The organism is Metabacillus sediminilitoris (genome assembly GCF_009720625.1).
GTDB lineage: Bacteria > Bacillota > Bacilli > Bacillales > Bacillaceae > Metabacillus > Metabacillus sediminilitoris.
In genome coordinates this window covers 776,390-799,935 of record NZ_CP046266.1, presented here as the reverse complement: position 1 = coordinate 799,935, position 23,546 = coordinate 776,390, and the positions used below count along the sequence as shown (strand labels likewise).

General features: G+C 35.2%; 22 protein-coding genes. 10 read left to right on the top strand and 12 right to left on the bottom strand.

Features of this window, described 5'->3' with window-relative positions; all coding sequences use genetic code 11:
• Positions 1-1,242: a metallophosphoesterase family protein gene (locus GMB29_RS04150; protein WP_168733837.1), complete on the bottom strand. Its 1,242-nt coding sequence runs from the start codon at positions 1,240-1,242 to the stop codon at positions 1-3.
• 234 nt (positions 1,243-1,476) lie between these two features.
• On the opposite strand from GMB29_RS04150, the gene GMB29_RS04145 reads away from it, so the two are divergent.
• Complete coding sequence (locus GMB29_RS04145; RefSeq protein ID WP_227551508.1) at positions 1,477-1,827, top strand: PadR family transcriptional regulator; 351 nt, start codon at positions 1,477-1,479, stop codon at positions 1,825-1,827.
• A 104-nt stretch (positions 1,828-1,931) separates the two neighbouring features.
• On the opposite strand, the gene GMB29_RS04140 is transcribed toward GMB29_RS04145, so the two are convergent.
• From GMB29_RS04140 to GMB29_RS04130, 3 genes are all read right to left on the bottom strand, one after another.
• Entirely contained in the window at positions 1,932-2,153 is a 222-nt protein-coding gene (locus GMB29_RS04140; RefSeq protein WP_136353679.1) for a hypothetical protein, read from the bottom strand.
• Positions 2,154-3,005: 852 nt separating this feature from the next.
• Entirely contained in the window at positions 3,006-4,259 is a 1,254-nt protein-coding gene (locus GMB29_RS04135) for an ABC transporter permease (protein WP_136353677.1), read from the bottom strand.
• Complete coding sequence (locus GMB29_RS04130) at positions 4,252-5,151, bottom strand: ABC transporter ATP-binding protein (protein WP_136353675.1); 900 nt, start codon at positions 5,149-5,151, stop codon at positions 4,252-4,254. Before GMB29_RS04130 ends, GMB29_RS04135 begins: the two co-directional genes overlap by 8 nt.
• 119 nt (positions 5,152-5,270) lie before the next feature.
• On the opposite strand from GMB29_RS04130, the gene GMB29_RS04125 reads away from it, so the two are divergent.
• Positions 5,271-5,456 carry a YhzD family protein gene (locus GMB29_RS04125; protein WP_136353673.1) on the top strand — a complete coding sequence of 62 codons (186 nt, stop codon included), beginning with the start codon at positions 5,271-5,273 and terminating at the stop codon, positions 5,454-5,456.
• 223 nt (positions 5,457-5,679) lie between these two features.
• Here the strand turns inward: GMB29_RS04125 and GMB29_RS04120 are convergent, their stop codons facing one another.
• Complete coding sequence (locus GMB29_RS04120; RefSeq protein WP_136353671.1) at positions 5,680-6,456, bottom strand: enoyl-CoA hydratase; 777 nt, start codon at positions 6,454-6,456, stop codon at positions 5,680-5,682.
• A 222-nt stretch (positions 6,457-6,678) separates the two neighbouring features.
• Here GMB29_RS04120 and GMB29_RS04115 point away from each other — a divergent pair, with 222 nt between their 5' ends.
• Entirely contained in the window at positions 6,679-7,911 is a 1,233-nt protein-coding gene (locus GMB29_RS04115) for an ATP-binding protein (protein ID WP_136353669.1), read from the top strand.
• An 85-nt stretch (positions 7,912-7,996) separates the two neighbouring features.
• Here GMB29_RS04115 and GMB29_RS04110 read toward each other — a convergent pair whose 3' ends face one another.
• Positions 7,997-8,752 carry an SDR family NAD(P)-dependent oxidoreductase gene (locus tag GMB29_RS04110; protein WP_136353667.1) on the bottom strand — a complete coding sequence of 252 codons (756 nt, stop codon included), beginning with the start codon at positions 8,750-8,752 and terminating at the stop codon, positions 7,997-7,999.
• Between the two features lie 517 nt (positions 8,753-9,269).
• A complete protein-coding gene (locus GMB29_RS04105) occupies positions 9,270-10,766 on the bottom strand; it encodes a coproporphyrinogen III oxidase (RefSeq protein WP_136353665.1) in 1,497 nt (498 codons plus the stop codon).
• 218 nt (positions 10,767-10,984) lie between these two features.
• On the opposite strand from GMB29_RS04105, the gene GMB29_RS04100 reads away from it, so the two are divergent.
• Positions 10,985-11,314, top strand: coding sequence for a hypothetical protein (locus GMB29_RS04100; protein ID WP_136353663.1), 330 nt, complete (start codon positions 10,985-10,987; stop codon positions 11,312-11,314).
• Between the two features lie 229 nt (positions 11,315-11,543).
• Here the strand turns inward: GMB29_RS04100 and GMB29_RS04095 are convergent, their stop codons facing one another.
• From GMB29_RS04095 to GMB29_RS04085, 3 genes are all read right to left on the bottom strand, one after another.
• Entirely contained in the window at positions 11,544-12,893 is a 1,350-nt protein-coding gene (locus GMB29_RS04095) for an amino acid permease (protein WP_136353913.1), read from the bottom strand.
• Between the two features lie 338 nt (positions 12,894-13,231).
• Positions 13,232-14,506 (bottom strand): MFS transporter, encoded by a 1,275-nt coding sequence (locus GMB29_RS04090; protein ID WP_136353911.1) that lies wholly within the window; start codon positions 14,504-14,506, stop codon positions 13,232-13,234.
• 117 nt (positions 14,507-14,623) lie between these two features.
• Complete coding sequence (locus GMB29_RS04085; protein WP_136353661.1) at positions 14,624-15,541, bottom strand: phosphatidate cytidylyltransferase; 918 nt, start codon at positions 15,539-15,541, stop codon at positions 14,624-14,626.
• Positions 15,542-15,644: 103 nt separating this feature from the next.
• On the opposite strand from GMB29_RS04085, the gene GMB29_RS04080 reads away from it, so the two are divergent.
• A complete protein-coding gene (locus GMB29_RS04080) occupies positions 15,645-16,199 on the top strand; it encodes a hypothetical protein (protein ID WP_136353659.1) in 555 nt (184 codons plus the stop codon).
• Between the two features lie 39 nt (positions 16,200-16,238).
• Here the strand turns inward: GMB29_RS04080 and GMB29_RS04075 are convergent, their stop codons facing one another.
• Together GMB29_RS04075 and GMB29_RS04070 are read right to left on the bottom strand one after the other, a co-directional pair.
• Positions 16,239-17,108: a Cof-type HAD-IIB family hydrolase gene (locus GMB29_RS04075; protein ID WP_136353657.1), complete on the bottom strand. Its 870-nt coding sequence runs from the start codon at positions 17,106-17,108 to the stop codon at positions 16,239-16,241.
• A 298-nt stretch (positions 17,109-17,406) separates the two neighbouring features.
• Positions 17,407-17,754, bottom strand: coding sequence for a YlbF/YmcA family competence regulator (locus GMB29_RS04070; protein ID WP_136353655.1), 348 nt, complete (start codon positions 17,752-17,754; stop codon positions 17,407-17,409).
• Positions 17,755-18,311: 557 nt separating this feature from the next.
• Here GMB29_RS04070 and GMB29_RS04065 point away from each other — a divergent pair.
• Genes GMB29_RS04065 through GMB29_RS26875 form a run of 5 tightly spaced genes read left to right on the top strand, consistent with a single transcriptional unit; the run spans position 18,312 to position 23,477 of the window.
• Positions 18,312-19,673, top strand: coding sequence for a YheC/YheD family endospore coat-associated protein (locus tag GMB29_RS04065; protein WP_136353653.1), 1,362 nt, complete (start codon positions 18,312-18,314; stop codon positions 19,671-19,673).
• 35 nt (positions 19,674-19,708) lie between these two features.
• Positions 19,709-20,806, top strand: a complete 1,098-nt coding sequence (locus tag GMB29_RS04060) for a YheC/YheD family endospore coat-associated protein (RefSeq protein WP_136353651.1) — start codon at positions 19,709-19,711, stop codon at positions 20,804-20,806.
• A complete protein-coding gene (locus GMB29_RS04055) occupies positions 20,799-22,172 on the top strand; it encodes a YheC/YheD family endospore coat-associated protein (protein WP_136353649.1) in 1,374 nt (457 codons plus the stop codon). Before GMB29_RS04060 ends, GMB29_RS04055 begins: the two co-directional genes overlap by 8 nt.
• Entirely contained in the window at positions 22,159-23,220 is a 1,062-nt protein-coding gene (locus GMB29_RS04050) for a YheC/YheD family endospore coat-associated protein (RefSeq protein ID WP_136353647.1), read from the top strand. The genes GMB29_RS04055 and GMB29_RS04050 overlap by 14 nt, the downstream gene beginning before the upstream one ends.
• Before the next feature lie 47 nt (positions 23,221-23,267).
• Positions 23,268-23,477, top strand: a complete 210-nt coding sequence (locus tag GMB29_RS26875) for a YheE family protein (RefSeq protein WP_136353909.1) — start codon at positions 23,268-23,270, stop codon at positions 23,475-23,477.
• Positions 23,478-23,546: the final 69 nt, after the last annotated feature.

Here is a 23,546-nt window from a genome sequence, read left to right as displayed (position 1 = left end):
TCACTTTGAATCATTTTGCTGCAGAAGCTCTCTATGAAGAAGTTGCTCGGCTTCTTTTAATAGCTGCATCTGTTCTTCCTGACTAAATTCTGTTATATATTTTCTATAAATATGGTGCTGTGTGAGGGGCTCAATAACAGCATCAAATGATTGATAGTTTTCAACTGTTGTGTGTAAATCTGTGAAAAATGATGCGAGCTTATGTTTTTCTCCAATGGGTTGCAAAGTTTCGTTTTGAATTTTTACGGTCCATACAAAATAATTGTTTTCACCTTCTGCTTCATTGATAACTTCCATAAGATCTTGAATGGTTTGTGAAAATTGTAACGAGTCTGCCAAGTTTCCTGTTCCAGTAAGAATAATTGTTAAACAAGTAGAATGTTGTTTTTGTCGATACTGTTCCTTGTGACTCTCACATTTCTTTATTAACTCAGAAATATGACCGATTCCGTTTATCGAGATCTCAACCTCTTCCCATATCACCTCTTGGGCAGGAATAAACGAAGCAGTAGAGTCTTCACCATTCATTTCTACATGATAAAACCCTTTTTCACCTAATTCTTTTCGGTGTCGGCCTTGAATATTTCCAGGATATGCAATAATCGGGTTGTTTTTATGTAAAAGCTGACGTTTATGAATATGCCCTAAAGCCCAATAGTCAAAATCCTTCGTGATAAGTTCATTTACCGTAAAGGGAAAATAAACATCATGCTCGTTATTTCCTTCAATTGATCCATGAAGCATGCCAATATGATAAACAGATGTGTGATCTTTTTTCATATATTGTTGTGTCATATTTTGGGTAACGGAACGAGATGGATAACTGTAGCCATAAATATAAGCAAGGGGAATCTTATTTTTCTCGAAAACTTTCATTTCTACTTGTTTACTAGAAAATACGTGAACATTTTCAGGCCACTCTAGATCAAGCCATTTCCCCCCCATATGATCATGATTTCCATGAATAACATATACATCGATCCCAGCTTCATGCAGTCGTTCAAATTCCTTTTTTAATTTCAGCTGTGCTTTTAAACTTCTTTCCTCTTCGTCATATAAATCACCAGCAAGCAAAACAAAATCTACCTGCTCGTTTATTGCATATGTTATTAATCTTGAAAATGCTAAAAATGTGCTTTCCCTCATTTTTTCAAACAAACGAGTTGGTAGATGTTTTAATCCAACAAATGGACTATCTAAATGCAAATCTGCAGCATGGATGAATGTAATTGAATCCTTCATAAATGTCCCATCCTTTAACTTTCTCCAATATGTATACATATTCATTTTACCATCGATAAAATACGAATGCACGTTCTGCAAGACCTGAATGTCCATATTTTTATTAATTTGTTATTAGATTAGTTATTGACATTATTTTACTAGTCATTTGCTATATCAATAAGGATATATATCAGTAACCGATATATCATAAGTGGATATAATAATTTACTGATATCTAAGAGGACCACACATTTGTTTAAAAAAGATCCTTTATCAACTAAGGCTTTAACTGATTCTACTTATTACATTTTATTATCACTTCTCGAGCCAAGACACGGTTATGCACTAATGAAGTATATTAAAGAGTTAACAGACGGATATTTTACTATTGGTCCTGCAACAATGTATACGCTAATAAAAAAGTTACAGGATCAACAACTAATAAAGCTTTTTAAAGATGAACATGACCGTCGAAAAACATATGTTGCAACAGAAGAAGGACGACGAGTTTTACAAAATGACTTAAAGAAAAGGCAAGAAATGGTCACTCACGGAAATCTTGTTATTCAATTATCAGAAGTGAAGAATCATAATGACTCATAGTAAGAGACGTTATATGTTATTGTCATATGGCCTATCCTTTAGTAAGAACGAGAGTATGAAAAATCTAAGTGATAAATCAGCACAAGGCTGGTTTCTTGATTCATTTACTCCACTAGGGTTTCGATTGAAACAAGGTGAACCAAAACGAACCTTTTTGTGCATACTTTTATCGAATTTGGGCCTTCATCGGCTGAATGATGACCTTTTTGTGCATACTTTATCGAATTTGGGCCTTCATCGGCTGAATGAAGACCTTTTTGTGCAGCTTTTATCGTGATTGGGCCTTCATCGGCTGAATGATGACCTTTTTGTGCAGCTTTTATCAAAATTGGGCCTTCATCGGCTCGATGAAGACCTTTTTGTGCATACTTTTATCGAATTTGGGCCTTCATCGGCTGAATGAAGACCTTTTTGTGCAGCTTTTATCAAAATTGGGCCTTCATCGGCTCGATGAAGACCTTTTTGTGCATACTTTTATCGAATTTGGCCCTTCATCGGCTCGATGAAGACCTTTTTGTGCATACTTTTATCAAAATTGGGCCTTCATCGGCTCGATGAAGACCTTTTTGTGCATACTTTTATCGAATTTGGGCCTTCATCGGCTGAATGAAGACCTTATTGTGCATACTTTATCGAATTTAGGCCTTCATCGGCTCGATGAAGACCTTTTTGTGCATACTTTTATCAAAATTAGGCCTTCATCGGCTCGATGAAGACTTATCTATTCAGTTGATTATCAACATGTGACAGAGGAAACCCAAGTGGATTATGAACGTGTATTTATAGCTGGGGGGCTGGACATATGGATACGGAGTGGGTAATATTCATATTTTTTCTGCTAATCCAGGAACAAAAAAACCATTTATTCAGATTCTCCCTCAAAAGTGGAAAAATATAAAAATGGAATTGGGGTACTAGGAAAAATCCCTTTTTTGTAATAATTGCACTCCTATTATTAACACTTGTACAAAATTTCATTATCCAAAAGGATACATCTCTCATTTTTGTCAATATCGTTACTACTTTGACGACTGCATTGCTTATTATTGGAGTACCTGTAATGATGACATATCTTGCTTTTTTTATCAGACAGAGAAAAGCCATCGATAGATCATAAACTTTAAGAGTGGGGGGAAGTAATATCTTAATTACTTCCCCCCACCCTTATTTCTTAATCTTTACTTATCCTTCGACAACATTAACGCTCTTTTCAAGTCTTTAAAAGATGAAGATTTGCCGTAAATAAGGACGCCGCCCTTATATACACGAGCTCCAAAAATAGCTAAAAGGATGATTGACACAAGAAGAACCGTGATAGATAACCCTATTTCCCAAGCAGGGATATTTAACATTCCTACCCTTAAAAACATAATCATTGGTGTAAAAAATGGTATGTATGAGCTTATTGTTATAAAAGGTGCAGCCGGATTTGACAGCCCAAACATAGCAATCATAAATGCTGCAACAATTAAGAAAATCATTGGTGAGATTAATTGCTGAACATCCTCAATTCTACTTACAAGTGAACCAAGGAAAGCAGCTAGTGTTGCAAATAGGAAGTATCCCAGTATCAAATAAATCCCTGCATAAACGAATGTTGAAGTGGGAATGGCACTAAATCCTAATGCGCCGCCTGTCATCGCATTTAATTCATCGATTTTTGCACTAATTGATGCATAACCGACACCAAGTATAACGAGCATTTGTGTAATGCTTAATAATCCAATTCCAATTAATTTAGCGAACATTTGCTTTACTGGGGATACACTTGAAATCAAAATTTCCATAACCCTTGAAGATTTTTCCGTCGCTACCTCTGTAGCAATCATACTTGCGTACATGATCACCGAAAAATAAATGACAAATAATAATACATAAACAAGCCCTCTTGCTTGGTTTAATTCCTCTTCCGTTTTCGCATTATCTTCAAGAGCCACTTTGTGCAGCTCAACAGGTGTGAATAATTGGTTTAACTCATTCGAATTTAAACCCAGCTGTTCTCTTCCTATGTCTTGCTTTGTCTGTTGAAGAATTTGTTCGATTTGCGTGTATACTTGACTATCTGTCATTAACAATGTTTTTACAGTTGCTGTTAACTGTTGATGGGGATCAGATGATAAAATAATCATTCCATCTACTTTTTCTTCTTGCACTTGTTCATCTAGTTCAGCTTCTGATAATGTAGATTTTTTAATATGAATTGGTATTCCTCTTGCTGTAATATTTGTTTCAAACTTCTCATAGTATTCATTTGATTCATCAAGGACAGCGAACGTTTTAACTTCATCACCCTTATTAAAAGCCTCTATGATAGTAGAAATATTTGATAAACCTAAAAGAAGCAATACTGTTATGAATGTAGTGATAATAAATGATTTCGTTTTTATTTTACTTAAATATGTATGTGCAACCATTATCCAAAACTTATTCATATGATGCACCTACCTTCGCTATGAAAATATCATTTAAGGAGGGTTCTTCAAGGGCAAATTTACGGACAAAGCCTTTGTTTTGAAGCGCTTGAAAAATAACACTGGATACTTCCTCACTTTGAATTTGCAACTCTGCTCCTTCAGTCGTTTTCTTGAATTTTGTCACACCTGGTATATCTTCAAGAAAGTTCATATCAAAATCACCTAGTACAAATACATTTTTCTTTCCAAAGGATCGTTTTATCTCCCGAAGTGAACCATGCAAGACAGGCTTTCCTTTATGCATAATGCATAAATGCTGACAAAGTTCTTCAACATGCTCCATTCGATGACTTGCAAATACGATCGATGTTCCTGACTCTTTTAGATCAATAACAGCTTTTTTTAAAAGCTCTACATTTACTGGATCAAGTCCACTAAATGGTTCATCTAAAATAAGAAGCTTCGGCTTATGGATAACAGCAGCGATAAATTGAATTTTTTGCTGATTCCCTTTTGATAGCTCCTCAACCTTTTTATTTGCATACTCAGGTACTTTAAACCTTTCAAGCCAATAATCCATCTCATGTAAAACTGCTTGCTTTGTCATCCCTTTTAATCTACCTAAATAAATAAGCTGATCCTTTACCTTAAGCTTTGGATAAAGACCGCGTTCCTCTGGTAAATAACCGATTAAATCACTTTCATCATATGTAATTTTCTTGCCGTTCCATGTTATTGACCCATCGGATGGATTTAACAACCCTAAAATCATACGAAAGGTAGTCGTTTTTCCAGCACCATTGGCTCCTAGAAATCCAAATATTTCTTGATCAGGAATGGATATCGATAAGTGATCAACCGCTGTATGTGGGCCAAATCGTTTTGTAACACCATCAAATTTTAAACTCATGATCATCCTCCTCTACTTTAGAATTACGAATCCCCTATGAAAAGGTTTCATACAAATGAAGGAAAAAGCAGGATAAGTAAGAATTTTATATACATAAACTATTAAGGGGGTAGTGGTAAATGTGTATGTACTATTTAACAGCTTTCGACAAAAATGGAGAAAAACTTTTAGATGAAAGCTTTGAAGCTCAAACTGATAGGGAAGCAAAAGAAATTGGCGAGAGAAAACTGAAAGAGAAAAACTTATTTAAAAAAACACATCGATGTACGTCTTCAGCTGGAAAACTTGTATTATTTGGACGGTGATTAGGAAAGGGCCGATCCATTCGAATCAGCCCTTTCTTTATCTATCATCTAGCATGCGCGCCTTATGCCTGTCAGGGCTAACCAAGGCGCTTCCGCTTTACTTGTCTAGCTCCAGCGCCTAGCCCCTCGGGGTCATAAGTCACTCATAATTGAAGGCAAAGTACACCTTCTATCCATGCGCGCCTTATGCCTGTCGGGGCTAACCAAGGCGCTTCCGCTTTTCTTATTTCCCACTAAAATGTGGGATCCGCTTCTCTAAAAAGGCGGCGACTCCTTCACGATGATCCTCAGTATTTCTCATTTCTAGCTGATTCATTGTTTCTAAATTAAGTGTTTCTACTAAATGCTGCAATTCTTGGGTACTATAAATCATTTTTGAAGCAATCATCGCCTGTATAGGGCGCGCTTCCATTTTAGTTTTCATAAAAGTCAATTGTTCTTCAATATCTCCCTCATATATCTCATCAACAATCCCTAGCTGTAATGCGTCGTTTGCAGGTATCGATTTTCCTTCCCAAATGATTTGTTTGGCTTTATGTTCTCCGAGTCTTTTCTTTAAGAAAAAGTGACCTCCTCCATCAGGAACAAGACCAATGTTAATGAAATTCATTGCTACCTTCGCACTTTTTTCAAGTTTTACATAATCACATGCTAATGCAAGGCTTAGTCCTAAACCAGCAGCTGCTCCATTAATAAAACTAACCGTTACAGCTTTCATTGTATAAAGGGTTACAATCATATTTTTTATTTGATCCATAACAGGGTGGAACATCGATTCATCTGTGCTTGATAGCATTGTCTTTAAGTCTCCGCCTGAAGAGAACACCCTGCCTTTTCCTGTTATAAACAATAGATTTACACTGGAAGCAGCAACCTCTTTTAGAGCTTTTGTAATCTCATCTATCATTTTTATATTCATTGCATTCATTGATTCTGCTCTGTTTAAAAATAAAGTAGCTGTCTTCCCCTCGATAACTAATTCAACCGTTTTATATTGCATTCATCTTCACCCCTTATTATTCTATAAAAATATTAATTCGGAAAAGTGTTATATAATTCCTTCTTTTTATATATGAAACAAAGCTTCTAGTCATTCACTTAACTAAATGATAAAAAGGAAAATTTTTTCTGAATTATATAAGAAAAATAGAATACCCCAAACGAGATAAATATAGTACTATGGGAAATAAAAAGCTAAATCGCTACGGAAGGAAGTTCCATTTTGATAGAAACATTATTAGTAAATTTCCTTTTTTTACTTATTCCCGTCCTAATCTTTCTGTTATTCTTCGAAGATAGAATTAAATATTATAATAAACCCATCATGCTCTCCCTCTCATCCGTTTCGATGATCTTATGTATGACCTATCCTATTTACTTAGATAGCGGGTTTATTTTTGATTTACGGTATATTCCCTTTATCATTGTGGCTCTTTTTGGAGGTTACAAAAATGCTTTTATCCTTTATCTTATTCTCAACATCTATCGCTTTATTATTGGAGGAGACGGTTTTATTCCATCGTTTCTGTTTTCGACCTTCATTTTTGTGCTAGTTTATATAAGTAGTAGAAAATATGTTCAATTACAATCACGAGCTAGAATTTCCCGTGCAGTACTCATCTCTTTTTGCACTATGATGTTCTATCTTGTCACATTAAGTTTACAAACATCATTAAATCAAGAATTTTGGACATTGTCTTTTTATGCGCTAACAACACATGTCGTGATGATGTTAATCCTAATGATCTTAATTGAGAGAGTTATCTCGAATATGGAAACAAGGGAAGCATACCTGCACTCAGAAAGATTACATGTAATCAGCGAGTTAACGGCAAGTGTTGCCCATGAAATAAGAAATCCCCTTACTGTGACTAACGGTTTTCTGCAGTTATTAAAACGATCAGAAACGATTTCGCCATCAGAGAAAAGCTATATCGAGTATTCATTGCTAGAATTAAACCGAGCAGAAAAAATTGTGAGTGATTTCCTTGCATTTTCAAAGCCTCAATGTGAAAACATGCTGAACTCAAATTTTAAAGATGAAACAGATTATACACGCAACATTTTATTGCCTTACGCACACATGCATAAAGTTGATATACAACTCACCTTTCAAAATACGTTGATGAAAAAAATCGATAAAAATCAGATTCAACAATGCTTAATCAATCTATTTAAAAATGGAATTGAAGCGATGAAAGAGGATGGCGGTATCCTTTACATTGATGTTTCCGAGCAAAAGAAAAAAATAATCATTAAGATTAAAGATACTGGTGTCGGTATGACAGAAGAAGATATCTCACTTCTAGGTAAGCCATATTATTCAACAAAAAAACAAGGAACTGGTCTTGGTATGCTTATGGTTTATAGTACAATCCATAAACATAGGGGCCACATCGATGTAGAAAGTGAAAAAGGAAAAGGTACTACTTTTACAATAACATTTCCTTTATAATTCAAATAAAGATAAAATAACGCCCAAGAATATGGGCGCTTTTTTATCTTTATGACACGTAACATTCATATACAAAGTCAATACATTATTTAACTTTGAAACTTAGGAAGCCATCATCAACAGGTATTGTTTGCCCATTAATTGCACTAGCACCTTCACTAAATAAAAACACTACGACACTTGCGACTTTCTCAGGTTTAATAAGCTTTCCACGCATATGCTGGGCTGCCAGCATATTTTTCATCTCTTCATTATTTCCAAGTATCGGAGTATCAATAAACCCTGGTGCTACACCGACAACGCGAATACCATAATGGGCTAATTCTAATGCACCTGATTTAGACATCATGACAACAGCGGCTTTCGCTGCATTATAATTAAAGCTTCCAATTGCAGCGGCAGTTCCATAAATAGATGCTGTATTTACGATGGTACCCTTTACATCTAATTCAACCATCTTTTTCGCTCCGTAGTACATTCCATAATATACACTATGTTGGTCAACATCGATTACACGATGATATGACTCTGGGTCCATTTCTAAGAAAGGCTTTACTAGACCTATGCCAGCATTGTTAAAGATTCCGTTAAACGTCCCGTATTTCTCAACCGTCCAGTCAATTAGAGCTTTCACTTCTTCTCCCTTAGATACATCGATCTTATAAGAAGCAGCAATACCAGAATTAGCTTCAACTTCCGCAACTACTTCCTTTGCTCCATCTTCATTAAAATCAGCAACAACGACTGAAGCACCCTTCGCCGTTAACTGCTTGACCGTTTCTTTTCCAATACCGCTTGCACCACCAGTTACAATAATTACTTTACCGTTTAATTCTGTCATCATGTATAACTCCTCTCTAAAGATCAAATAAAATCTTTCATATTCTAACTCTTACCCAAATCGGAGACTATTAATCCGTATAGTGAACGAGTACTTACAATTTTTATATAATGGCTGTTTTAGCAAACTTTGTTGCTATTTACTTAGTAGTGCGGAGTGGTTGATTGCAGCGAGAGATGCTCGCTTTCCGCTCCAATCAACCTTAAATAGTTTTTTGCTTAAAAAACTACTTAAAAACAACAATCTTTTAGAAAAGAGCCTATATAATAAAGCGAGACTTTACCTACTCTGAAATGGACATAAGCCCTATTTTTTATTATTTGTATTTTAAGTTTCTCATAAGGACGGATTGAGAACCTCATTTGTCACCTCTTGAAAATTTCTCTCTTCGTAAAATCTGAGTGCAAATGAAAAACTACTAATTTAACCTAAAAAAACAAGTGTTAAACCCCTTGCAGTTTTACACTTGTTTTTTATGTTTTTTCACGTATTTGAACTACTTACTAAATATAAATAGTTACCTCTTAAACAATTCTTCTAATATCTTGATTTTTTCTTCCGTATAATGCTCAAATCCATCATTATATGATTTAGGATCTTTTGGATTCGCGAAATGTATAATTTTCCTTGTTACAGGGTCAACAAATTTACTTGCTGCACCACAGCCGATGCCGATAATTGTTTGTTGCTCCTCCATGATCATAATATTATAGATACTATCTTGCCCTTTTAATGCATACCCAACGTTTTCTAAGTTTCCAAGAATATTTTTTTGACGATATAAATAGTATGGTGCATAGCCATGTTCATTCGTCCATTCCACAGCATGATCCATCATCGTACTTATTTCCTCACGACTAGCTACTTTATATTTATGTTTATTTTTCGTCATTTCTGATGCACGTTTAAAAGATAATGTATGAACAGTCAATGATTCTGGCATAAGCTTAGCAGATTCCGATAGTGAGTAATCAAATTCTTCCACACCTTCGCCAGGTAAGCCAATAATTAAATCCATATTGACATTATTCATACCCATGCTTCTTGCCAAGTGAAACTTTTCTATTGTTTCTTCAACTGTATGATGACGCCCGATTGCTTTCAATGTCTCTTGGATATACGATTGCGGGTTAATGCTTATACGGTCAATTTTCCATTTGTTTAAGACATCAAGCTTTTCCTTCGTTATCGTATCAGGTCTTCCTGCTTCAACCGTTATTTCTCTGATATTTTCTACATCTGGAAAAGATTCTACCATTTCCTCGTAAAGCATATCCATTTCTTCTGCTGATATACTTGTAGGCGTCCCTCCACCATAATAAACCGTTGTAATTTTAATTCCTTTTTCCTTTAACCAATGCCCAATTTCCTTCATTTCATAATGCAATCCACCTAGAAATGAAGTGACAGATCCCTGGCGGCCATTTATAGCATAGGCAGGAAACGTACAGTATGCACATTTAGTTGGACAAAATGGAATCCCTACATAAATACTCACTTCATTTGAAAGGGAGTCAAGGTCCGGTATAACCTGTAATTGCCGATCGACAATTTGTTTCATAAGCTGAACTTTTTCATCTGAAAGAAGATATTCTTCTTTAAACATACGATGAATCTCCAGCTCAGACATACCCTCTTGTCTTTTTTTATGATATAGCTTAGTAGGTCTGACACCTGTAAGAATACCCCACTTTTGAATCATTCCTGTATAATCTTGAAGGATCGTTAAATACACATATGAGAGTGTATTCTTCACTTGTCTTAATCGATCCTTGCCCTCTAAGTGAGCCTGTAGCTGTTTTTCTCTTGTTGCTGTAAATTCCTTCCCATCTTCCGTACGCAAATACCCTTTAATCCAAATACTTCCATTTGTCTCTTCAAATAAAAACTCTGCTTCAAGGGTTGAATCACCTTCTGTAAAGCAGAGCTCAGTTTCTTCAAAAAATAGATTCCCTATTAATCTTAATGGTCTATGGAAACGCTCATCATCTATACCTTTAATATATATTTTCATTTGTAATCACCTTATCTTTAATAAAAACTTCTTTAAGTGTACAAAAAAAATCCCGTACCGGTCAATGTTAGATGTTAGGAATACGTACTGCGTTCCAAAAAGTCAAATCCACTTATGAACAGGAGCTGGTCTAGCTTTTGAAATAACTTTTGTCATATTCTTATTTAGGACAAACATACAATGATACAAACACTAAATGAATTTGGAGGCAGCAACCGTTGAAAAAAATTGCTCCTATTTTTATGGTCCTTGTATTAATAGCTATCATTGGATACTTTGACTCTCCTTTATTTACTGAAAAGGAAGATGCGATCTCAAGAATCCCTATGCCAACAGATGAAACAGCTTCAGCAAATGCTTCAAATGAGCAATCTACCGAAGAGTCACAACAGCTACCACTATTAGAAACAAAGCTCGTAGATATTACAGAGGAGGATGGATTTGTTGTAGAAGTGTATCGTGAATATGAAGTGATTAAAGATGAAGAAGGTAATATAATTGAAAGTACACCAACAGAAAATTATCAGTATTTAAAATATAAAAAATAGACTAAAGAGAACATAAAATGGTTCTAATTTCAATAAAAATACCTTATTATGCTGATTTTCCCATAAAAAAGAGCCTATCTTAATTAAAAATAGGCTCTTTTCCTCTTTCACTTCTTTGTAGAGGTATTCCATTTTAGGTTAAGAAAAAAACTGTGAAAACAGATTTATTCTTAACTATTTATCCGATTTCTTAACCTTCACGGTCAATCGTTAGCTGGACTGCTCTGTTTTAAGCCACCTTCTTAATCCGTAACTTATATATTACAATCAGCAAAATAAACCAAGCAGGTGTTATGAACAAGGCAACTCGTGTATCCTCAGCAAGTGCCAGCACGACAAGAACGAATGCTAGGAAAGAAAGAATTAAATAATTGGAAAATGGATAAAGTGGTAATTTAAAAGTATTCACTTTCGCTAGATCTGGTCTTGTTTTACGGTATTTCAAATGGCTAATGACAGTAATTCCCCATATAAAGATAAAACATACAGTAGAAACACTTGTAATCAGCGTAAATACTCCTTCTGGCATGAGATAGTTCAAAACAACTCCAATTAGAATGACAACTGTTGAAAAGAACAGTGCATTAGAAGGTACCTTACGGGAAGTAAGTTTTGTAAATGGTACTGGTGCATTTTTTTCTTTTGCAAGTGAATATACCATTCGGCTAGTGCTAAAAATGGCGCTGTTACATGCAGAAGCTGCAGATGTTAGAACAACAAAGTTGACGATACCACCTGCTGCAGCGATACCAATCGCCACGAAAACTTGGACGAATGGGCTTTCTGTTGGATTAATGGCGTTCCATGGATAAATACTCATTATGACAATAAGAGCGCCAATGTAGAAGATAATAATCCGAATAGGGATATTATTAATTGCTTTAGGAATTACCTTTTCTGGATCTTCCGTTTCTCCAGCTGTAAGTCCAACAAGTTCAATACCCACAAACGCAAATACGACCATTTGGAATGATAGGATAAATCCATTTATACCATGAGGGAACATGCCGCCGTGACTCCATAAATTCGTGAAACTAGATGGTCCTGAAGGAGTAGAAAAGCCTTTAATAATCATGAAAATACCGATTATTATTAGGGCTAAAATAGCAATGACCTTAATTAATGCGAACCAGAATTCCATTTCACCAAAAAGTTTTACCGTTGCAAGATTCATAAATAACAAGAGGACAAGCGCAATTAGCCCTGGCATCCACTGTGGTACAGCAGGAAACCAATACTGTGTATAGAGTCCAACTGCTGTTAAGTCGGCCATTGCGATTGAAATCCAGCAAAACCAATAAGTCCAGCCGGTGATAAATGCTGTCATATTCCCTAGATAATCTTGTACAAAATCAACGAAAGAATGATACTCCAAATTCGATAGGAGCAGTTCTCCAAGTGAGCGCATGATTAAAAAGCAAATGATGCCTGTAATTATATAAGCAAATAATATCGACGGACCTGCTAAATGAATAGATTTTCCTGCGCCAAGAAATAATCCTGTTCCGATAGCCCCGCCAATTGCGATTAATTGTACGTGCCTATTTTTTAAACCTCTCTGCAATTTTTGTTCTTGCATATGATTTCCCACTCTCTGCTTTTCTAGGTTGTTTGAAATATATCGTGATGTAATTTCTTCAATAATCGGAAAATCACCATTCATTATCCCGATAAAATTTTATCATACTCTCAGTTAATTTTACAGTATGGAGAAAACGCTTACATTAACTTTAAAAATAAGCTTATTTATAAACTAAATGCTCCAATCATCGAAATAAAAAATGCGTTTCTAATTTTTTCTAGAAACACATTTCGTTTTATTATGAATATCTCTTTTTGAAATTGATCTTCACGCCAAAAAAGCAGCAGTATATACCAATATACTCTTCCCTGACAACTCAATTAGGGAGAAATTCATTAATCCATATTAATCTCTTTTTGTGTCCCTACATTAAGTGTTTGTTTTTTCATAACGATCACAAATAAGCTTGCTAATGCACAAAAGATTCCTGCAAGAAAATAGGCCCAAGTATAGGAGTTAAATAGTTTATAAATTAGTCCTCCACCATAAGCTGCTACGGCTGCACCAGCCTGATGTGCTGCAAATATCCACCCATAAACAATTCCACTTTTCTCAACCCCGAAGATCTGCCTTGAAATACTGATCGTTGGCGGAACAGTTGCTATCCAATCTAATCCATAAAATATTGAAAAAATAACTAATAGAATAATAGAACCTTCATTAAGTGCAAAAGGTAGTAATAGTAGTGATGCTCCTCTTAGACCGTAATACCAAAACAATAGCCAGCGGTTATCAAAACGATCTGATAACCAGCCTGATAAAGTTGTTCCAATTAAATCAAATATACCCATGAAGGAAAGCAGAGAAGCTGCTGTAACAATTGGAATGCCGAAACTAATACAATATGATATGAAATGCGTCCCTATCAATCCACTCGTTGAAAGTCCACAAATAAAAAAGCTTCCTGCTAATAGCCAAAATTCTTTCACTCTCACCGCTTCTTGCAAAGAATGAAAAGCCATTAGAATAGGGTTTTTCTTATGCAGTACACTAGATTCTTGTATTTCTTCATCCATGCCATATGGAAAAGTGCCAGCTTCTTTCGGTGTGTTTTTCATAAAAAATAAAATAATAACGAGCATAATAAAGCTAAGAATCGCAATTAAGCAAATCGCCCACCGCCACGAATAATCCTCTACAATGATCGCTAATACAGGCAGCAATAATAACTGACCAGTCGCCGTACTTGCTGTTAATATACCAACTGCAAGCCCTCTTCTCTTTACAAACCAACGATTTGACACATATGTACTCAAAACAGTTAAAAATAAACCTGATCCCAATCCTATAATAATTCCCCAAATGACAACAAGTTGCCACGAATGCTCCATATAAAAAGTAAGAATGATTCCTACTAACATAGTTGCCATCGCATAAATCATCATTTTCTTTAAACCAATAACTTCGATTAATGCGGCCATAAATGGACCTGATAGTCCATATAAAAACAGACTTATCGCAAATGCTAAGGAAATAACGGAGCGATCCCATCCGAATTCATTTTCAAAAGGGACAATAAATACCCCTGATGATGACCTGACAATACCAGCTACAATAATAGAAAAGAATGCAATAATTAATATAATCCAGCTATAATGAATCCGATTCAGGACCATGTTTTTCACAGAAATACCTCCTTGATGACACACGCTAAATGGAAATGATATTGTAGGCTTGACAACTTAAACAACGTTGCCAGTTTCACCATACAAGCCAGCTTATTCTATTTACATAAAATCAAAATAATAACGAATGACATGAAAAAACACCGGTGCTGTATATGTTAAGCTATCTACTCGATTCAAATAGCTTTCTTTTAATGTATCGAATTTTTCACGATCTCCTATTAACAAATCTCGCTTTAATACTGAGATTGTTAAACTTCCAAAAAAGCCGCTTAAGCTAATGAGTACACCTGATAAAATACCAAATTTCAAATCAAGTGGTGTTAAATAAGGATAAATGAGGAATGAAACAATCGTTGTTACAATAGCTGCTCCGATAAACCCTTCCCATGTAATCGTAGGATTTGCTGACGGCACAACTTTTCGTTTTCCGATATACAATGAAATGAGATAATGGATAACATCATTCACTTGTGTTAAAACGACTAAGAAAAGCACAAGGTTTGCACCATACTCCGGTGTCGCAAATTGATAATACGCTAAGTGACTTAGCCCAAATACCATCAGCATTAAACCCCATTGGGTTGAACTCACTGAACGCAGAAAACCGCTTGTTCCTTTTCCTAATAGTCTTGGTAATGGTAAAAATAAAAACACATAAAGTGGTATAAAAACAATAAACATCCCATACCATCCTATATAGATCCAATAAAATTGTAATGGAATCGCAAGGTATGCCCATAGAAATAATCGCCGATCAGCTTTCCTCGTTTTTTTCATCATCGAAAAATATTCTTTTAACCCAAAGAAGCAAAGCACCATCAACGAAAGTAACGAAACAACTGGATTAAATAGTGTAGCTAAACAAAAAACAACAAACATTCCCCACCATGTTTTCACACGTAATAAAACAGCGGAAAAGTCCTTGTTTGGTTCTGACTTTTTCATGACAAAAAACACAATATTAACAAATGTCAATCCTAAAAAAATGATAGCCAATGTCCAGAGAGTTGTAACCACGTACCACACCTACTTAAGATAAAATAAATATAAAATAAAGCCACTAAGAATATTGTATACTTAAGGATAGAATAAACTGGAAAATTATTAAAGAGGGAAATCTATGATACATAAAAGTTATGTTTATATCTTACTGACAGATACGGGGACATTGTTTACAAAATCAATTAAAAAATATACAAAGGCTCCTTATAACCATGCCTCCATTTCTTTTGATCCTGAGTTAAACGATATGTATAGCTTCGGGCGGAAAAAACCAAATAATCCGATGCAAGGAGGATTTGTTAAAGAAGATATTTTTACTGGTACTTACAGTAAGTACCCAAATACAACTTGTGTGATTTATAAGTTAGAAGTAACTGATCGTGATATTGAAAAAATGAAGCGTGTGTTAAATATATTTATTAAGAATCAAAATAAGTTTCTCTACAATTTGATTGGTGTGTTAGGTGTATCAATAAATGAGCCAGTTGAATTTAGCAATTCCTACTTTTGTTCGCAATTTGTAGCAGAAGTATTTCATCGCTCCGGAATTAAGCTTTGGAACAAATTACCTGCGTTAGTGACACCTGATGATTTTAGAAAAAATGAGCAGCTTCTCTTTGTGTATGAAGGCAAGTTATTTGATTACGAGCCAATAAAAAAACGGATCAAATAGGAATAGGGGATGACTTTATGTCTTCCCCTTCTCATTTATTTACTTATCTATTTTAATTTTTCTTAAGAATTCTTCTCGCTGCTGCTTTCTAAAATGCTCTTTCACCATATAAGCAACACCTTGTTGATTATTAGAACGTGTCACCCAATCTGCTACGCGCTTTACTTCAAATGGAGCATTCCACATTGCAACACCTAAACCTGCTGAAGCAATCATTTCAATATCATCTTCAGCATCGCCAATAGCCACTACTTTTTCTAACGGAATATTAAGATGATTTACAAGAGTGCGTAATCCGTTTTCTTTAGAAACACCCTTCTTTACGATCTCAATTTTCTTCGGTTGATTTACTCTAACATCAACTGTGTTAAAAGCATTAATAATTAACTTTGCTGCCTCTTCCTTTTCCTCTTCTTTAGAAAAATGCACATCAATCCTTGTTCCGGCTACTGGTTCATCACGGAGTGAATCTCCTAATGAATCGACAAATTGAACAGGATAAAACATCGAATCAGATGTATTAAGGATTGATTTACTAAGTAAATTTGATGCTATTTTTCTTCGATTTCCTATCGAAAAACGTTCATGAGTAATTCTAATATTACACTTAAAATTTTCTAGGACTTGAACGAGATTAAACGTCATTTCTTCAGAAATTCTCTTTTCAAATATTGGCTCATCAAGATTCTCAGAAATAAATGCTCCCCCATGTGTAACTAATAAAGTATCTAGTTTTAATGCTCTTGCAAGCTTTTTCGCTGATTGAAAATGCCTGTTTGTGACAAGTGTCACATAAATCCCTTTGTTCTTAACATAGTCAATCGCTTCTTTCGTTGACGGTTGGAGGCGGCCGTTCGAACGAAGCAATGTTCCATCAATATTTAAAGCAAGCAACTGATAATGAGTCACTGTGGTTCCCCCTTCTACAGATGTCAAAACCTATTATGAGGTTATGTCCCTTTCAGTAAAAATAGAACAAAAGTGGGAATATGCGGAGAACTTTGTGGTTGCCGAAGTCCAAACGTGCAAGCTCTCGAACAGCCCAGACATGAATGAGAAGCCTTTTTATAGAAGTTTTGTCTTTATTCCAGAATCGTTAGGCACTGATAAAAGGGGTGTTCTGCTTCTTACCCAACAAAAAAACAGAATAGGCATCGATCCTATTCTGCTTACATTGATTCATCTCATTTAGTTTGTATGTAAGCTTTTAAAGGCTGCCATACATTTCTTCAAGTGGTTTCATAATGATTTTGTTTAACTCTGTTACAACCATACTTAAGCGTTGTTCTGCTGCCATAAGTTGCGCAATTTTATCATGTTGCTGCACAAGCTGAACAGATTTTTGTGCTTGTTGAATTTCTTCTTCTGAAATTTCTTCTCCAGACATTTGCTTTTGTTGTAGGTTTAATTGAATATTGCGGAAGTTTTCGAACATTTTGCTTGCTGATTCATCTGCATTCACTTCATCATAAAGTCGTTTTAACGATTTAAATTCATCACTTTCACGTAAAGCTTTCTCTAAATTGTATGCAACATCATATAAATTTTCTGACATATGATAAGCCTCCCTTCTCATTTTGCCCCATGTTGGCTCTTTCTTTCTTCACTATACCAAACTATGTTTAAAATTGCATTTTATCCTAAAATAATCCGAAAAGTCCATCTTATAACATCCATCAGTGTGTGTTTTCTTTATCTCCTGCTGGTGGTTAGTGTGATATGCCGTTACTAAGGGGGACTATTTAAAATAAGGCTGTTTTCACAAACTTTGTTGGTATTTACCAAGTATTGCGGTGTGGTTGATTGCAGCGAGAGCTGCTCGCTTTTTAGCGGGGCGGGCGCTGAGCCTACTCGGCCTAAATGCCTGCATGAGCTCACCCTGTCCCGATGCTCCCGCAGGGATCTCGCAACCCGCTCCAATCAGCCTTAAATAGGTTTCGCTTTAAAAGCAACAATCTCTTAGAAAAAAGCCAAAAATAAAGAAAATTGCTTATATCCATTTCAATTCCTTACTTCACCTATCTTGTAACAAGATCATACGATACGTTATAGAACACTTGCCTATGAACATCATTGTGCTTGTCCGTAAGGCGCTCAAATGAGGGATTCGTCATGAAATATAAGTCAATTGAGATTTCACCTTTGTTTAATTCATCTAAGCCTTATTTATGTGAAATGAGTGAAAAACTAAGACAGCATCTCGGTCTTCCCAAAAACCTCTCCTCACTGAAAATTAGTTGTGGAATGCATACTGTAACATGTCCAATCGTAATTATAAATAAGGAACGTCTTTGTCTATCAATAAGTGATCAAACCCTCCACGAACTTAACTTGCCTATCCATACGTTTTTCCTAAAAGGAAAACTAGTTGATCCACACCAGCTGCAGCTTGGACCTGTAGTCGGCTTGCTAACAGAAATTAAAAACACAAATCTTGGTGTACGCTTTGGCACAATTCATGAATTTTGTAAGGAACTCGCTTTATATTGTGAAGCAAATGGAATTTTCTTTTATATTTTTTCTTTATCAACATACAGCAAAAAGCATTTAATGGGATTTATTCATCATCAGAATGAATGGATTGAAACGGAGGTTCCTTATCCAGATGTCGTTCATAACCGTATTCATTCCCGAAAACTTGAACGTTCTAAAACCTTTTTACAGGTGACTGCAGAATTGGTTGAGAGAAATGTTCCTTATTTTAATGATCGCTTTTTAAATAAATGGGAAGTTCACCAAATCTTAGCTGCAAATGAACATCTTATCCCATACTTGCCAAAGAGCCGGTTATTAGAAACAAAAGCAGACTTAATGAATATGCTCGCAGATACGAAAGATTTAATTATAAAACCAATTAATGGCAGTCAAGGTAAACGGATTTTTAGGATAATAGAAAAAGAGAATGGAGCATATCTACTTGATTACACAACTTTTTCTGGTGAGATTAAGAAAGAATACGATACATTTCAGCAATTATTTTCTACTCTTTACCCAAAATTAAAAAGAGAAGGATTTCTGCTTCAAGAAACAATTCAGTTACAAAACTATCAAAATCGTACACTTGATTTTCGATTTTTATGTCATAAAAAGGATTTTCAGAAATGGAAAGTATCCTCAGCAGTAGCCAGAGTCTCTGCAGATAACCAGTTTGTTGCAAATTTAGCAAGGGGTGGAGAACTGTTTCAACTAAAAGAAGTGATAAATGAGCTTTATGGTGAAAGTGATAGTCATCATCTTCGAAAACTACTAGCTGAGCTTTCCCTTGAGATTGTTAATGTCATTTGTCTGCATGCAGGTGGTGAATTTGGAGAATTTGGGATTGACCTTGCGCTTGATCAAGATGGCCATCCATGGATTATAGAGGTAAATACGAAACCTTCAAAATCAGAGGATAGCCAAAACACAACAAAAATTCGTCCATCTACACGCGCTATCTTAAATTATTGTTTGTTTCTATCACAGTTCGAAGAGTAGTTTTATTATGTAGTTTGAGAAATGGAGTGTTCGTATTGGAACCAATATCGTTAGGCTTTTTAGTTGTGAATAGAAAACATGAAAATGGTTATACGACAGAACTTGCAAAACGAGGTCAGCAATTTAACATAGAATGTGTTAGGTTTGAACCTACCTCTATTGACCCTTCTACATTGATGATTAGTGGAGAAAAATTTGATTATTCAATACAAAAATGGGTAAGTGACACATTTCCTATCCCTTCTTTTATTTATGACAGATGCTTTTACAATCGAAAAGAATCAATAAAAAAAAGTAAGCCAATTGTTAATTGGCTAAAGAAAAATCCTCAAGTCACCTTTTTAGGATTTGGATTACCAGATAAATGGAGAATTTTTTCTTTGTTACAAAGTGATCCGATCATTAGCAGTTATCTACCTGATACTGAACTCGTTTATCATGCTGAGCAAATACTCCGCCGCTTAAAGATTGATTCTTCATGCCTATTAAAACCTGTCACTGGTTCACGAGGAAATGGAATAATCGCTATAAATCAAACCTCTGAAACGATAACATTGACATACCATAAAGGTTCAGATAAGAAAACAAAGATTTTTTATTCGACAAAAGAACTTTCCGGATGGTGTGAAAAGCTTTTACATCAACAAACCTACATTATGCAACCCTTACTCTCACTATATGATAGCCATGGTTATCCCTTTGATATTCGCTTATTTCTTCAAAAAAATCAATATGGTAAATGGGAGCTAGTCGGAAAAGGTGTTCGCAAGGGCTATTACGGTTCCTTCCTTTCTAATTTAAATGCCGGAGGAGAACCATTAACATATGAAGAATGGTCCTCAAGTTTAACACCAAAACAAAAAGTATTACTTGAAGATGAGCTAAATACAATCATTAACCAATTACCATTACTATTAGAAAATAAATGTCATCGCTTATTTGAAATTGGGATTGATATTGGCTATTCAAAAGACGGGTCCGTTTGGATATTAGACATGAATTCAAAACCTGGCAGAAAAACACTGATTGAAACAAATCCACAATTGGCAGAAAAACTTTATCTTGCTCCATTCCATTATTGTCTTCATTTATTAAAACAAGACAGCCAAAAAGGAGTTGAAATAAATGAATAAACTTTATACCATCCAGACAACAAATTCAACAGATCACAAAATTCACTTACCAATTACAACAACTATATTTGGTCGTATTCATACTGTCTCGTTTGGAACGTTATTTCTTCCTTGTGAAATAACTTACAGTGATGAATTAAATCAAAGTATTCTTTTGCCACAAGAATTAGCTGATCAATTGCATTTTCCAAGTGAGGGAAAAACAAATCTTATCTTCAACGAAGGCACACTACACTTAGGTCCCTTAATTGGCATATTCACTGCTGGATTTACTGAATCAACTCTTCGTCCTATCGGAGAACGTTCACTCTTTTTTGCAAAATTTTTATCCCTTGATCAATCAATTGGACTGTTTACATTTGTATTCGGTGCACATCATATTAATTGGGATGACGGTACAATTACAGGGTATACATATGGGAAGAATGGTTGGCAACAAGGCACCTTTCCATTCCCAAATGCTGTATATGACCGCTTGCCAAATCGGCGTATTGAAAACCATCAAGCACTTAAACTAGTTAAAAAACGGTTAACAGAGGAATATGCGATTCCGTGGTATAATCCAGGCTTTTTTAATAAATGGGCCATTCATAAGCTCTTGATTCAAGATAGTCGTGCTGCAATATACTTACCGGCAACATTCCACACTCCTACTATTAGTCAAATGGAAGAGATGTTAGCAACCTACCAAAGTATATATTTAAAGCCTGCAAACGGCAGTTTGGGTTTAGGTGTCTATCAGATTATGTATTCAAAGGAAGAGAATCAATACTATTCCCGTTACCGAGATGATAAAGAAATTAATCGCTTAAGAAAATATCCTTCGCTCGAACATTTCTTAAAAGCGGCATTTAAAGATAAACTTCTTTCAAGCTATTTAGCGCAACAAGGAATTAAGCTTATTCGGCTAGATGGAAAGCCGATTGATTTTAGGGTGCACACAAATAAGGATGAACATGGAGCTTGGAAGGTAACTGCACTTGCAGCAAAGGTTGCGGGAAAAGGAAGTGTAACGACACATATAAATAATGGCGGAGTTGTAAAAACCCTAGAAGAAATCTATGAAAATCCACAAGAAAGAGTACGTGCCCTTCATGATTTGACAGAGGCAGCGATTATCTTAAGTAAATGCATTGATGATAATATAAAAGGATTTATCGGTGAAATAGGTTTTGACTTTGGTATTGACCAATACGGAAAAATATGGATGTTTGAAGCTAACTCAAAACCTGGAAGATCCATTTTTTGCCACCCAGAACTAAGGGATGCTGATATCCTCTCACGAAAGGCTTCTCTGGAATATGGGTTATTTTTGGCAAAAATGGCCATCTTCCATCCTGAGGAATTGATCCATGAGGAAATATAAGTACTTTCCCCTTGTCGGCATTCTTGCTAGTAAAGGAAAGAAGAACAATACTTTTCGCGGTGAACTAGCTTATTTTAAATCTATTCAAAAGGAACTTATGTCATTTGGGGGATTATCATTTGTTTTCAGAACAGATGATGTACATGAAAATTATGTTAATGGATTTGTCTATTATGAAACAAAAGAAAAATGGGGGAAGATTTCCTTCCCCTTTCCTGATCTCATCTACAATAGAGTTGCTTTAAGAAAAGAAGAACTAACACCTCCGTTTTTAACACTTTTTCATTCATACACTCAACAAAATAAGCCCTTTTTTAATCCGAGCTTTTTTAATAAATGGGATAGTTATCAAGCTCTTTCCAAGTCAAAACGATTAGTACCTTATTTACCTGAAACATGGATGTACACCACCATAACTGATTTATTATCAAAATTAAACATCTATCATTCTCTTTTCCTGAAGCCGGTAAATGGTCATAAAGGAAAAAATATTCATCAGCTTACCTTTGAGAATGGACAATATTCTATTTGGTCAAATTCAAATATGAGCAAGTATACCTATGATGAATTCACGCTATTTTTTGGCAAGCATTGGAAGCAAAATCAATATCTTATCCAAAAAGCCATAAAAACAGATACAATTGATGACTGTAAATTTGATCTAAGAATCCTTTGCATATATGAGAATGGATCCCATAAAATTTCAGGAATTGGTGTACGTAAAGCAGCTAAGAACTCAATTATTACACATATCCCTAACGGGGGCTCTATTGTTTCCTTTCAGGAAGTTAAGCATAAATGTTCTCCCCTTCAGCTAAACTGGTTAGCCGAAACAGTTGGTGCTGAACTTGCAAGATTCTATGGTTTTATTGGTGAATTTTCTATGGATATCGGTTTAACACCAAATGGTAATCCCTTCATTTTTGAAGTGAATTCCAAACCAATGATTTTTGATGAGAATGCGATCCAAACAAATCGAATCACAAGATTAGTAGAGCTCTTCAATGAGTTGGCTAATACTACCATTACATACAAGAAGGATTTTTAATTTTTGCGCCGTATTATTCCTATATATGTAAGAAAGGAATGATAAGGTTGATTACCCACTTCCAATATAAAGCACTATTTAAAAAAGCAAACTTACCTGGATGGCGAATTTCCTTTTATTTTAGGGGAGCACACTACGATGGCATCTATCATAAAAATGGACAAATTGAATGGGGAAGTGTACCTCCTCCTTCAGAAAACGAAACAGACATTCAATCCCAAATCCATGAATTAATGCTATTTCATGTATATGATTAATCAAAAGATCATTTATCTTCTGGGCTTATGACCTTAAGGAAGCTGCTGAACGCTAAACTCCTTAAACGA